The organism is Pontibacillus marinus BH030004 = DSM 16465 (genome assembly GCF_000425225.1).
Lineage (GTDB): Bacteria > Bacillota > Bacilli > Bacillales > BH030062 > Pontibacillus > Pontibacillus marinus.
This window is the reverse complement of the sequence record NZ_KE384330.1, coordinates 68,461-82,225: the sequence shown is the minus strand read 5'-3', so window position 1 is coordinate 82,225 and position 13,765 is coordinate 68,461. Positions and strand designations below refer to the sequence as shown.

11 protein-coding genes and 1 riboswitch are annotated in these 13,765 nt (G+C 39.5%); of the genes, 7 read left to right on the top strand and 4 right to left on the bottom strand.

Annotation, left to right across the window (positions count from 1 at the left end; translation table 11 throughout):
- Positions 1 to 101 precede the first annotated feature (101 nt).
- The 5 genes from H514_RS0115640 to H514_RS0115620 all read left to right on the top strand — a co-directional run bounded on the left by H514_RS0115640 (position 102) and on the right by H514_RS0115620 (position 5,103).
- A complete protein-coding gene (locus H514_RS0115640) occupies positions 102 to 1,187 on the top strand; it encodes a TolC family protein (protein WP_027447804.1) in 1,086 nt (361 codons plus the stop codon).
- Positions 1,188 to 1,316: 129 nt separating this feature from the next.
- Positions 1,317 to 1,406, top strand: a riboswitch (cyclic di-GMP riboswitch).
- A 109-nt stretch (positions 1,407 to 1,515) separates the two neighbouring features.
- Positions 1,516 to 1,983 (top strand): chemotaxis protein CheW, encoded by a 468-nt coding sequence (locus H514_RS0115635; protein ID WP_027447803.1) that lies wholly within the window; start codon positions 1,516 to 1,518, stop codon positions 1,981 to 1,983.
- 3 nt (positions 1,984 to 1,986) lie between these two features.
- Entirely contained in the window at positions 1,987 to 3,693 is a 1,707-nt protein-coding gene (locus H514_RS0115630; RefSeq protein WP_027447802.1) for a methyl-accepting chemotaxis protein, read from the top strand.
- A 30-nt stretch (positions 3,694 to 3,723) separates the two neighbouring features.
- The gene (locus H514_RS0115625; RefSeq protein ID WP_027447801.1) at positions 3,724 to 4,416 is read left to right on the top strand and encodes an EAL domain-containing protein; all 693 of its coding nucleotides are present in this window, start codon (positions 3,724 to 3,726) and stop codon (positions 4,414 to 4,416) included.
- A gap of 153 nt (positions 4,417 to 4,569) precedes the next feature.
- Positions 4,570 to 5,103 (top strand): hypothetical protein, encoded by a 534-nt coding sequence (locus H514_RS0115620; RefSeq protein ID WP_027447800.1) that lies wholly within the window; start codon positions 4,570 to 4,572, stop codon positions 5,101 to 5,103.
- A gap of 19 nt (positions 5,104 to 5,122) precedes the next feature.
- Here the strand turns inward: H514_RS0115620 and H514_RS0115615 are convergent, their stop codons facing one another.
- From H514_RS0115615 to H514_RS0115605, 3 genes are all read right to left on the bottom strand, one after another.
- The gene (locus tag H514_RS0115615; protein ID WP_027447799.1) at positions 5,123 to 6,733 is read right to left on the bottom strand and encodes a hypothetical protein; all 1,611 of its coding nucleotides are present in this window, start codon (positions 6,731 to 6,733) and stop codon (positions 5,123 to 5,125) included.
- Between the two features lie 71 nt (positions 6,734 to 6,804).
- Positions 6,805 to 8,331, bottom strand: coding sequence for a murein biosynthesis integral membrane protein MurJ (gene murJ, locus H514_RS0115610; RefSeq protein WP_027447798.1), 1,527 nt, complete (start codon positions 8,329 to 8,331; stop codon positions 6,805 to 6,807).
- A gap of 35 nt (positions 8,332 to 8,366) precedes the next feature.
- A complete protein-coding gene (locus H514_RS0115605) occupies positions 8,367 to 9,554 on the bottom strand; it encodes a glycosyltransferase family 4 protein (protein ID WP_027447797.1) in 1,188 nt (395 codons plus the stop codon).
- A gap of 423 nt (positions 9,555 to 9,977) precedes the next feature.
- Here H514_RS0115605 and H514_RS0115600 point away from each other — a divergent pair, with 423 nt between their 5' ends.
- A complete protein-coding gene (locus H514_RS0115600; protein WP_027447796.1) occupies positions 9,978 to 10,958 on the top strand; it encodes a nuclease-related domain-containing protein in 981 nt (326 codons plus the stop codon).
- 211 nt (positions 10,959 to 11,169) lie between these two features.
- On the opposite strand, the gene csaB is transcribed toward H514_RS0115600, so the two are convergent.
- Positions 11,170 to 12,276, bottom strand: coding sequence for a polysaccharide pyruvyl transferase CsaB (gene csaB, locus H514_RS0115595; protein ID WP_027447795.1), 1,107 nt, complete (start codon positions 12,274 to 12,276; stop codon positions 11,170 to 11,172).
- Positions 12,277 to 12,493: 217 nt separating this feature from the next.
- Here csaB and H514_RS0115590 point away from each other — a divergent pair, with 217 nt between their 5' ends.
- Positions 12,494 to 13,765 carry a nucleotide sugar dehydrogenase gene (locus H514_RS0115590; RefSeq protein ID WP_027447794.1) on the top strand — a complete coding sequence of 424 codons (1,272 nt, stop codon included), beginning with the start codon at positions 12,494 to 12,496 and terminating at the stop codon, positions 13,763 to 13,765.

Genomic DNA, 13,765 nt, shown 5'->3' with positions numbered 1-13,765 from the left:
AGACGAGGGAAGTCCCATCGTTGCTGGGCGCTGGAGCTAGACACGAAAAGAGGGGTCTGCGGGAGAGGCAGGCCCCCATACATAATGGGGGAGGAATCAATGTGAAGGGGAAACGCATTGCGATTATAACAGCTGCTGTCCTGACGCTCCCGATTGGAATGGTTGCAGGGGCGCAGTTAGATTCGCTAAATTTCAAAGATGCGGTGAATCAAATCAAAAAGAATGACCCAAATAAAATCATCAATGCATCAAAACCAGAAATCTCCGAGGATTCACAGCCATACCAAGGTGAATTTTCTGATGAGCTAGACCGAATTCAAGAAACCCAAGATAACTATCAAGATGCTCAAAACATATTCCAATCTGAAATGACAGCTTATGAAACAATGTACAATTACTGGATCGCAGGTCAAAGCGTTGATGTTAGTCAAGCGAACCTAGAAAAAGCCCAAGAGGAACTGGCCATGATTCGTGTAGAAAAAGAAAACGGCGAAGCATCCGAGATGGACGTCCTGCAGTCTGAAATGAACCTGACAAACGCTGAAGTATCATTAGAAGAAGCAGAACAACGTTTCAAAATGGCGAAATACCAAGCAAATCAAAAACTAGACAAGCCAATCGACGCAGAGTGGCCTTTAGAAGAATCTCCAGATGTCGGCCTAATGCCAGACTCATTTTACAATCCAGAAATGTGGTCAGAAGATTTAGCTGAGCACGCAGCCTTAGACACACCAGAGAAAAGTGTAGAAGTCTATGAGGAAATCGTGGACGAAAGTGATTCATTAGATGTCATCGTAACGGACCCAAGAAAAATTCGTGAGGCACAAGATGATCGCGATGACGCAGAAGACGAACTAGAAGAGTATTACAAGCATGAATTAGAAGTAGCTAAAGTCCAACTCGAGGAACAAAAAGACGCGCTACAACTTTTACTACATCAAAAACTAGATGAACTCAAAACCCTTCATCTAAAAATCGAAAGCTATCGCTCAAACATTAGAAAAGCAAAAGATATGTATGAAAACACTAAAGCTCTTATTGAAAACGGCATGAGCAATCAACAGCAGCATACTCAATCCCGACTTAACATTATGAACCAAACCATGCAATTGAACCAAGCGAAAAAAGATTATGCCGTAGCCAAAAAGGAATTCCATCTCTTCTTGAATGGATATATGCCTAGATAACAAAGGAGCCTCTGCACTGCAGAGGCTTTTTACATATTTATTCAAAAAATAGGTATAAATACCTATATACCATATAGTAAAAATGATCTATAGTTATTTTTAGTTAATAAATATATGGAATATATATTTAAAATTACATGGCAAACTTGTCGAAAGATAAGTACTCAAAGCAATCAACCAAACGTATTAACAACTTGCCATGGTATCCGTGCTGCTTACAATTACACGTCCACAGTCTTATAGAAGTGGATTTTTTTTATGAGGAATTTTTGTCGAGATAACTAAAAAAATGTCGGATTTTTAGCAAAATTTCATGAGGAGGCAAAACTTGTCTAGGAAGTATGTAACGTTTATTGCTCATAATGAAGAATTTGGAATGCCAATTGATTACGTCAATTATATTGAACTCCCATCGAAGGTGACACAGATCCCGAAATCACCAGCATCAGTGATTGGGATTAGTACAATTCGAGGGAATGTTGTGCCAATCATCGATTTGAATATAACCCTTTTTGATAAAGGGATTAATCTAAGTGAATGGAACTTGGCTCGGGTTATTGGAGTAAAGGTAAAACAAGAAGAAATAGGGTTCTTAGTAGAAGAAGCTAGAGAAATAATTGATATTAATGAAGAAAATATACAACAAGTAAATCAAGGTGGTATTCAATACAAAATTGCTAATCTAGAAAATGGACGTTTGATATTAATTACTGACCCTCGTGAGTTAATAAATTCCGAAACTTTTGATTACATAGAAAACGAAATGTCTGAAACTGCAGAGACTGAGGAGGCATAAGCTATGAATAAATTTAAGTGGAGAAACTTAAAGCTTGGAACTAAGTATGTTGTAGCATTTACAGTAAGTATTCTTTTATTTATTGTCGCAGGTTACATAATTTTCACTCAAGTAGATAATATTCAAGAAGACCTAGCAGCTCTAGAAAGACGTGGAGATAGATCAATAGCTATTACGGAAATGGGATCGTTAATTCGTACAAAAGATGTAAGAGCATCTGATTATATTCATTTTAAAGACGAAATGTTAATTAATGAATTCCAGAGTAGAAGAGAAAAGTTTAATACATTTGAGGAAGACGTTAGAGGAAAAATGGATACAAAGAAGCAGCAAGACTTATTTAATCAAATTGCATCAAATGATAAAAAGATGAATGAGATGTTTTTAAATAAGCTTGTACCAGCCGTAGATCAAAATAATGATATAAGAGCTCGCCAAACAAGACAAGAAATTAGCAATCTACGTGCAGAAACGGTTGATAAATTAAAGGAATTAAGAGCAATTGTTAATGAGGATAGGGAACAAGCGATTACGGAAGTGAAAGATAGTCTAAAACAAACGATAATAGTACTAGTGTCTTCTATTATTGCTTCAGCAGTTGTAGGTATTGTTCTAATCAGTATTGTGAATCGCTTGGTTCAAACGAATCTAAATAAGGTAGTGCATGTGGCAAGTGAGATTTCAAATGGTAACCTTCAGACAGAAGAGATTGAATATAATGGAAACGATGAAATAGGAAAGCTCGCTTCAGCAATAAATGAAATGAAAGATAGCCTGAAGAGGCTTATTAAGGATGTTTCCACAGCTACGGAGATGGTGTCTAGTCAAAGTGAAGAATTAACACAATCTGCTAACGAAGTAAAAGAAGGTAGTGAGCAAATTGCTTCAACCATGCAGGAACTTTCTTCAGGTTCAGAGACTCAAGCAAATAGCTCAACAAACCTTTCTGAAATAATGGATGGTTTTGTTCAAAAAATTCAACATGCCCAGCAAAATGGTGATCAAGTTGCTCAAACTTCCAACGAAGTTCTCAACATGACAGGTGAAGGCAGTACGTTAATGAATCAATCAGTAGAGCAAATGAGTAATATCGATCAACTCGTAAAGGATTCTGTTTCAAAAGTTCAGGGCTTAGATGAACAATCAAAAGAAATTTCTAAATTGATACAGGTTATAAACGATATTGCAGAACAAACCAATCTATTATCTCTCAATGCAGCTATTGAAGCAGCAAGGGCTGGAGAACATGGAAAAGGATTTGCTGTTGTGGCCGATGAGGTTCGTAAGCTTGCAGAACAAGTTTCACACTCTGTTGGAGATATTACGAAGATTGTAACGAACATTCAAAATGAAACAGACTCAGTAGTTCAGTCCTTGCAAAATGGATATGAACAAGTAGATGAAGGATCCAAACAAATTCAAGTGACCGGTGAAACATTTGAAAGTATCCAACAATCCGTTACAGATATGGCTTCAAAAGTCCAACAGATCTCTGGAAACTTAAATGAAATATCAAATGAAAGCAATGATATGAATGCTTCTATTCAAGAAATTGCCTCTGTATCAGAGGAATCTGCAGCAGGAGTAGAGGAAGCGGCCACAAGTGCCCAGCAATCAAGCAGTTCAATGGAAGAAGTGTCTGCTAGTTCAAATGAGTTAGCTCAACTTGCAGAACAACTAAATGAGCAGGTGCGAAAGTTCAAGTTATAAATAGCAAGGTGCTACGAAAAGGAGAAAGAAATGTTAGATAGAGATGAGTATTATCATGTCGTACAACATATCTTTGATGTCTCAACAGAAAGTTCTTTAGGCTTTGAGGTTTTACTACGTCATCAATCATTAACGAATCCAGAAACATTGTTTAAAAAAGCAAGAAAACAAGGGACTTTGGTAGAATTAGATTTGTTTTCAATAAAGAAATTCTTACAAAAGAACAGTCCCATTAACCATAATCATAAAATATTCTTTAATATTTTCCCAAGCACCCTTGTATCTTCAGTGATTCATGAGTTTTTCTCATGGATCCAGGAGGAACAAGTCAAAAATATCGTTTTTGAACTAAACGAGAGTAATGATGATCAATATGTTTGGGATTCATATGAATTTATAAATAATATTCAAATGTTCCGTCAATTAGGTATTGAAATAGCCATAGATGATGTAGGAAAAGGTCAATCAAATTTAAAAAATATAAGAAATATAAATCCAGACTATATAAAGTTGGACAAATTTTACGGATTTAATATATCTGATTCAGTTGAAAAGAAAGATATCTTATCAGCATTTGCGGAAGTATCAGCTAATTCAAATATAAAGCTAATTTTAGAGGGAATAGAAACTGAAGAAGATTATGAAACAGCCAAAAAGTTAGGTATTTCATATATGCAGGGCTTTTATTTAGATATCCCGAAACCTATTAAAGAATCTGCTTAAATAGATTTTGCAGTACTTTTCAACTTTACACCAGAAAAGTATGATAAATTATTAAATGAATCTACTTTTTCAATCGCAGTAGCGGTTTATTACTCAAACAACAGTTGGTGTGATTTTACAACATTATCTATCACGCTAGAGAGGGTTTCATCTATGGATTTAAAGAATCTATTTAAATATATAAAAGCTGAAGACACACGCACCATCAAGAAAGATACTATTACAAAAATGATACAAAAACGTCTTTTACACTTACATGAAGTGTGTCTTTGGAATAATGAATATTCATCTAAAAAATTACAAAACGTTTACTTGAGTACTCTTCCTTATTTAGTGTTTATGGGAAAAAAGTTAAGGGTAAGACCATGGAATGTTAGAGTAAATCTAACACCAAATTTTTTCAGCCAAGATATTTGTTATAGTATAGCTCAATTATATAGAGAATCTTATGAAACTCCAGATGAAGACGAACAAGAATTTTTTGAACGTATCATTAAACATTATCTTTCTATAGGTTTATATATTGGAATGACACCGAAACAAATAGCGAATGAATTTGAAAATAGAGAAGATATTTATTTCTCATTAAATACTGATTTAAGCACTCACAATATTAAGAGGAAATATTTAAGAAAATCTATCCAATATAAAAGAAGTAAAAATCACAAGAATAAAGTAAGAGGATGAATCTTTTAGATTCATCCTCTTACTTTATATCCATTTTCTCTTGAACAGCCTTCTCAACATCAAGCCCAGTACGCTCTAAATAAGAAGTCTTCGAAGCTATCAACCTAGCAAAAACTTCACTCTTACCATACTTCGTCTCAGCCCAGGCATCCTGATTTTTGTGAAGGTCAATCAACGTTAATAACTGATAGTCATTACCACTAAACGTATGATTCGCATTTACCTGGTACCACATATCCTCACGATGAGAACCTTCCTGACGAATCCAATCTTGCCCAATAGCCTCAATCCCTTTGCGCATGGAGTAGGCTAATTCAAGATAAGCTTCATTACCTGAAATCTCATAAGCTTGAAGTAGGTAGTAAGCTTCCCCAAGCGCGTGGTTCAATGAAGCATGTGGAGTGGTCATCATTCCAGGACCATCATAATCAGCAATTAAAAAGGCATCCTTTTCAAAAGAAATGGTATTGCCTTGTTCGGCTTGTTTCACCAAGTAATCGGCATACAGTAAGCCTTCTTGTTTTAAGTGAGGTAAGTCAAAGGTTTCGGCTGCTTCAATTAAAAACAGTGCTAACTTCTCGTTGTGACGCGTATCCGTATATGGAGCATGAACCCCATAAGACTTTTTCACCCACGTACTCGTGTATTCCGTCTTCCAAAGCTTCGTCCCTTTATCCGCTCGATAAGCCTCAACCGAAGTAAGTGTATTCAACGTCATACTTTCAAAAAAACGTTCTCCTGAATCCTGATAACGCTCAAGCATCTCCTCAGCAGATAACGAACCAATATTACGTCCATAACCAAGCTTTGTAACAGGCTCAATTGACCAAGGGAGCTTAATTAAAGCACCAGTCGGGGTCAGCCACTTTTGAACAGATTTAAAATAAGTCTGATTATATTGCTTCCAAGATTCTAATGCCTGCTTACTTTTAAAGAGAGAATGATCTGACCAAAGCATCCAATTCTCCGTAACCCCTTTCTCGGAAGAAGTTACTCGAACATGAAGCTTTGACTCATCTACACGGTAAGGATCCCTTTCCTCAACCAGTTCCCGAACCTTACTAGTATCTCCGTTCTCATACTCATGCAGCAAAACCTTAGACTCGTAATTCTTCCCAAGGTAGAGAGAACGCTTCTCTCCAACATTCAATAACCCAGTAGGAATCGTCGTCGGATCTACACCATATGTAGAGTCATGCGAATGATCAATTCCCTCAGTAGAAAAAGCCTGCATAGTTAAATTTGATTCATCTTCAAATAAAAGAGAGAGGTTGAGCTGAAGCGGCTCTTCTTGATGGTTCTCGAGCTTTGTAAAATAAAGAACATCACCATTTGAGAGCGTGCGCCTCGTTACGGTTAAATCAGCCACATTTTTGCGCCCTTTATGAACATCATAGATAAAACGTTCATCCTTAGCTGACGACCACTGCTTCTCAGTTTGCTTTTTCAAACTAAAACGAAGCGAACGATCGTGAACTTCTATCGTCGGCTCATCAACACTGCCGCCAGGGATCGTGACAAGCTCTTCACCTGAAACGCCAATAGTCATTATACGAGGAACCAATACAAGGAACAGCAATAGTCCGATCACAAAAACACCCGAGGCGACAATTAAGTTTTTACGCTTCATTCAACCACCTCCTTTTATAAAATGTAAAGCTCCAGCTTCCAGCGTTGTTATCTGGGCGCTGGAGCAATTTTTTAAGCTTGCATATTCTTACGCTCTCTTACTAAGCGCATAATCTGATTAAATCCTTCACGGTAGAATACAAACATTCCTGCAAGATAGAACACGATTCCAATCGGAACAAGTATCAATAACTCATACAGTGAGTACATTTCATCGATACCGGTGAATTGCTGCAGCAACACCAAAGGAATCGCCATAACGATCGTTGGCAAAATCACACGTCCAAACATGGTAACCAAACGGCGTAATTCACCATTCCCGAGCCCCTTGTAAACAGCCAACGTCATAATTGTAGAGTAATAAATGTTCACAAGTGATGTCGAAAGCGCAATCCCTGGATATCCAAGCCAACGCTCTAACACATAGTTCAATGCAATGTTTAACAAAATTGTGGTCGAACTAATCTTCACAATTCGCTTCGCTTCACCTTTAGCGTACATCCCCTTAACGGCTGTCACCAGCAACCCTTGGGTCAAAATAAACGGAATGTACATCTTTAAAGCAGCAACTGTATTCGCCGTATCCTGCGGCGTGAATTCCTGACGCTCATAAATGAAGGAAATCGCAGCTTCACCGACGATGTACATGCCAACTGCGATCGGCAGCAACGTCATGATAGCAATTTGATATCCTGTGAAAAGCGTCTGTGAGAATTTTTCTTTTGACTCTGCGTGCTCAGATAATAATGTAAATACAATCGCCAAAATCGTTGTTTGGAATATAATCGGCGGAATACTCATCAATAACGATGCGTTATTCAAATACGTAACAGGTCCGCCTGCCGTACCAGCGGCGAACGATTTATCAACGAACAGATTAATATGTCCAACTGAAGAGTGGAGGAGGGCAGGGATCAAAAGAACCAAAAACGCCTTCCCGAACTCTTTATCCAGGTTGAATTCAAATCGCCACTTGAACCCATTCTTAAATAGGTAGAAAAATTGAATACAAACCCCTAAAAACGTTCCGAATAAAAATCCGTATGCCACACTGTAGATGCCCCACAGATCAGCAAAGAACACAATGAAGAGTGTCGCCATGATCGTCCCCATAATTTTGGAGATTTGCGTTGGCACATAACTATGTCGAGCTTGAAGATAAGACTCGAGCACACCACTCAACGCGATAATCACCATGAACAGGAAGAAGATCTGCGTCATTTCCGTCGTAACCCGCTCGGTCACCGCACTTTCTGGATTGAAAATGAAATCAACTAAATAAGGAACCAGAAAATATGTAGCAGCACTCGCGAGAATAAAAAACACAATAACGAAGTTCAGCACTCCGCTCGCATTGCGCTCGGCACGCTCTAGATTTTGTTGTCGATGCTTCACGTAATGGGGGAGAAATACCGAGTTAAAGCCATTTGAAATCATGGCTAAAACGAGTGTGACAAAACCAAAGGAAAGCAAGAAGCCGTCGGTTAAATCGCTGGCACCGAATTCTTTGGCGATCATGCTTTCCCGGAAGAACCCCATTATCTTAAGGAAAAACGCCAAGAGAGTGATCCACAAGGCGGTTTGTTTTAATTTACTCATATATGAAAACCTTCTTTTAAAGTAATAATCAGGACTTAATACGTTACAGCCTTATTTAAAACTGATTCGTAAATGCTAGCATATTTTGTGGCTGCAGAGATATGGGAATATTCTTCCTCGATCTTCTTACGCGCATTCCAGGCTAACTCACGGCCGAATGTTGGTTTTTCAAGGAGCTCAACAACAGCATCTGAAATCCCTTGAACATCACGCTCTTCGACGAGCAATCCATTCGTGCGATGGTTGACGATCTCTTTCAACCCACCAACCATGGACGCAATAACTGGAACACCACTGCCCATCGCCTCAAGTGCTGATATGGAAGTTGCTTCTTCAACACCTTCCGAATGCACCGAAGGAATCATTGTGATATCACTCATCGCGTAGTAATCCTTCATGACCTCATGAGGGATATCGCCAAGAAAGTGCACGCTATCTGTGACGCCTTTCTCCTGACAAATCTGGCGAACGGACGCTTCATCCTCACCACTCCCAGCATAAATAACCTTCGCATTCGGGCACGTTTTTTGAATATGCGGAAGAGCCATGGCAGGATAGATAACACCATTTTTCTTCGTTAACCGCCTTGGAATGAAAATAAACTTATCCTCTGTAGAAAAACCGAACTTTTTACGAAGCTCATTACGTCGTTCCGTTTGAGGTTCAAATTGATCTACATCAATAAAATTGTGAACACGAACACCAGTCACACCAGCCAGCTGTTCTATGTAATTTTTAATACGGAAATCCACGGTGATGACTTGGCTTGTCCGCTGGTAAGCTTCCTTCTCTTTCTCCTGCAAAAGATGCGCTTCTGGACTCTCAGCTCGAATCGAACCACGACTAATCGCCTCATAGGTCATATACCCATGAACAGTCGTTACAGTACGAATGCCCGTATCAAGACCAGCAAACGTAGCGTAAATATCCTGAGCATTAATCAAATCATACTCTTTCTCCGCATTATGCTTTTTGATCAAATCCTTCAGCATACCCGCACGCAACTTATGCCCAAGCAAAATCCCTTTCCCAGGCGCCATACGATTCATGAACATACTCGGCCCCTTGGCGAAAAACTGCTGCTTGTAATAAGGAAGGTCACTAAACGAAAGCGTATCAACCTCGTGCCCTAACGCCTCCAACCCCGCCTTAAGCGTTGTCATATGAGTGGATAACCCCCCAGTATGGGGATAATTGAAAACCGTTGCCAATAAAATTCTCATAAAGTTCCTCCGGTGATTGATAAAGAAAAGATTTATGTATAAAGACAAATTTCTTACAAATACGACAAAAACATATCATTACCAGTATACTTGGAAATCCAAGATTTGAAAATGCCTTAATTGTCCTTCTTTCCTTAGCCTTTCCTTTGGTGGGTAAAACCTTTTATGGATAGGGGGAGAAATTGTTGGGAATTTGAGTGGTAGCCTTTGGGGCGGCGGATCGCCTGGAAATCAGTGCAATGCGCCTGGAAATTAAAAGCGAGCGCTTGAATATAAGTTGTAATCGCCTGTACATAACAAACCATCGCCTTAATGCTAAAAAATATCGCCTGAAACTCTAACAAAATCGCCCGAATCCAAGAAGGATAATCCCAATTACATAAAGAATTAATACCCTAAACCAAAAGAAAGGGGAATATATAATTGATCAATGATATTCAAATTCCACTCAACATTATAAAGGACGAGGCATTATTAGATAGGATAGAAACTCGACATCCTAAAAGAGATTTCATCGAAGATTGCTTAGGCCAGAACAGAGCTGGACATAAAGGGGAAAAAAGAATAAGATACTACATTAATTTATTGAATGAACATAACCTTCAAGTTCTACACTCCATAAGACTCCCTGGATATAACACAGCTTTCCAAATGGATTACCTCCTCATCACACAAAAGGTGCTCATCATTCTTGAAGTTAAATATTTATCAGGAACCATAACCGTAGGAGACCCACTGCAACAATGTATCCAAACAGATGAAAATGGAAAAGAAAGGAGAATCAAAGACCCTCTCACACAAGTGAAGCAACACAGACTTCAATTAATCAGATGGCTCCAAAAAAATTTTCCGCACCATATCCCTATCGAATACCTCATCGTTAACACTCATCCATCAGGCATCATAAGAGTAGTAGATCCCAAGAGTGAATATGTAGAAAAATTCTTTGCTGAAGAACGATTCCCTCACAAGTTCCAAGAGCTTATCTCATCTTACTCACAAACTGTTCTTTCTCCTAATATGATCCACCAGCTAGCCAACCTCCTAAAGAAGAAAAACACTGAATTAGATAGCACACCCTTAAAAATATATAACATTCTACAACAAGAAGTCCTAAAAGGCATCATGTGCCCGCACTGTAATAAGCTTTCAGTTAAAAAGGGGAAGAAAAAGTGGGGATGTACATTGTGTGGTACCACATCTTCGGGGCTCCCTCGTCAGGCAATAAAGGAATACTTTCTCATATTTAATAATCCCATCTCCAATAAGGAATGTAGAGATTGGTTATGCATCCAATCTCCAGACGTAGTGAAGCGATTATTATCGAATATGGACTTAAAGGTGATTGGAAAAGGAAAAAATACTAGATATTATCCACGTGACAACTCATTCTTCAGGTCTTGAGTAAGTATCATTTGCCAAACCGCCTGAATATTAGTCCTGATCGCCTGCAAAATCAACACTATCGCCTGAACCTATTCAAATTCCGCCTGAATATCTCAGAAAACCGCCTGAACCCGATCTTCGATCGCCCGAAAACACTCCCAGACCGCCTGAACCACATCCCGCGGTTCATTTTCAGCCAGAGCCTAAACAAAAATAGACCGCCCCGCCCTCAGACGAAACGATCCTTCATCAACTCAATATTCTCCAATGCCTTACGACGCAGCTTCACACGCTTACGCTCTACAACCTCACGCAGCTGATCACGCTCATCATAAACCTGAACAACACTCTCATACATCTCAACAGCAGAGAACTGCTCCAGCTTACAAGAGTAATCCCACATCTCCACACGCTTAGCCAGGCTTTCAACCTTCTTATCATAACTAACTCCAACAAAAGGAACGCCAGCCAAAACAGCAAAGATCAATGAATGCAGTCTCATACCAATCAACATGTCGCACTCACCAATAAACTGTAAATACTGATTTGGCGAATAATCCGAATTAAGTAACAGCGTCTTTTCTCCGAAGGCCATGCGACTGATAATCTCACGCGAAACCTCAGCATCATGCTCCCCTTCCATCGGCACAAAAACAGGCGTAATACCTTTCTCCTCAACAAGCCGATCCAACAACTTAGCCATCTCACGCTGATAAGAAGTCTGCCCAAGCCAAGGACGCACACTCACACCAACCAAATGCTCATCGCCAGAAAGCCCAAGTGAATCATAAGCAACCGTATCCTCACGCCCTTGATAAGCAAAAACAATATCACTCGTGACCACAGAATCAGGACGCTTTACGCCTAATTTCTTAAGGGAATCCTTGGAATGTGCATCGCGAACCGTAATAAAATCCGCCATGTTCCCGAAAATTTTCATCAGACGCTTTCCATAAGGTGTCTTAACAGGACCAATGCCCTGAGAGAAAAACATGACCTTCGTGCCACAAAGTTTAGCTAAAAAGACAATAAGTAAATAATATGGAAGCGGACCGCCAATAATACGAGTAGGTGTTGTATCTTGGAGCAATCCTCCGCCACCACTTAATAGAAGGTCAGCCTTCAATAGGGCTTTGATTTTGCCCCAAAGATCATGGCGCCAGCCGCGATATATACTTTTAACATTATGTTTAGAAGCTGTTTGCTCGGGGGAAAGGGAAAAAACAGTGATGTCCGGATCATCAAGCGATTCACGCAAGTTGTCGATCATCGCATCAAGAATCGCCTCATCACCTGTATTTCCCAATCCGTAAAAGCCGGAAATAACAATTTTCATAAGACATCTTCATCCTTTATATAAAAACTTTGCACGGATTGATTATAAAATCATAATGATAACTTAATGTTAAGTGTAAACAAAATGTTATCAATTTGAAATAGAGAAGTAGTCGCACCGACCATTGTTGTTTGCTATACTCAAATCACATGAACTAATTATAATATATACCTTTAATAGATAATTAACTAAACCTAAAAGAAAGAAGCGATCTATAATGAACAAAATCTGTGTCATCGGACTAGGATATATCGGACTTCCAACCTCAGCAATCTTTGCTCGAGCAGGATACAACATCGTTGGAGTCGACGTAAACGAAAACGTTGTAAACACGTTAAATGAAGGAAACATCCATATCGAAGAACCAGGTCTGCCTGAGGCTGTAAAAGAAGCGGTTGATTCCGGCAAACTAAAAGCATCAACCACACCGGAAGAAGCAGATGTCTTCATTATTGCAGTACCAACGCCTGTACACGAAGACAAATCAGCCAACACGGACTACGTTGCAAAAGCAACTGAAAGCATTCTTCCATACTTAAAGAAGGGCAACACGATTATTGTGGAATCCACAATCCCTCCACGCACCACTGACGACGTCGTTGCACCAATCCTGACTGAAGCAGGGTGGGATTTACCAGCAAACGACCTATATGTTTCCCATTGCCCAGAGCGCGTAATCCCGGGTAAAATCATGGAAGAGCTCATCCACAATACACGAATCGTAGGAGGTCTTTCTCCTGAAGCGGCATCCAAAGCAGCAGACGTTTATCGCTCAGTCGTAAAAGGTGAGATCCACGAAACAACATCCGTTGAAGCGGAAATGGCAAAACTGATGGAGAACACGTACCGTGACATTAACATTGCAATCGCAAACGAACTAGCAAAAGTATCAGATAAACTCGACGTGAACGCACACGAAGTAATCAACCTTGCAAACATGCACCCACGCGTTAACATCATGCAACCAGGACCAGGTGTTGGTGGTCATTGTATTGCAGTTGACCCATACTTCATCATAGAAAAAGCAAAAGAAGTGACACCTTTAATGCAAACGGCTCGTCAAATTAATGACTCTATGCCCGACTTTGTCGTAGGCCAGGTTAAAGAGTTAACCGAAAACTTACAAAAACCAAAACTAGCTGTATTTGGTCTAACATATAAAGCGAACGTAGACGACATCCGTGAAAGCCCAGCGATCACAGTACTACGTAAGCTGCAAAAAGAAGGCTACAACGTTGCTGCTCACGACCCATTCGTAAGACAAGAACAAACAGACATCGAGCTTCACAGCGTTGAAGATGCACTAAAAGATGCTGACGCAGCGATTGTGCTAGCCGACCACAATCAGTTCAAAGAAATGGATCCAAGCTTGTTCCAACAACATATGAAAACACCAGTTGTGCTCGACACACGCAACTGTATCCAAAAGCACGACGATATCACGCTTTACCAAATCGGCCACTTAACCGGACTAAAACCGATCGAGTAA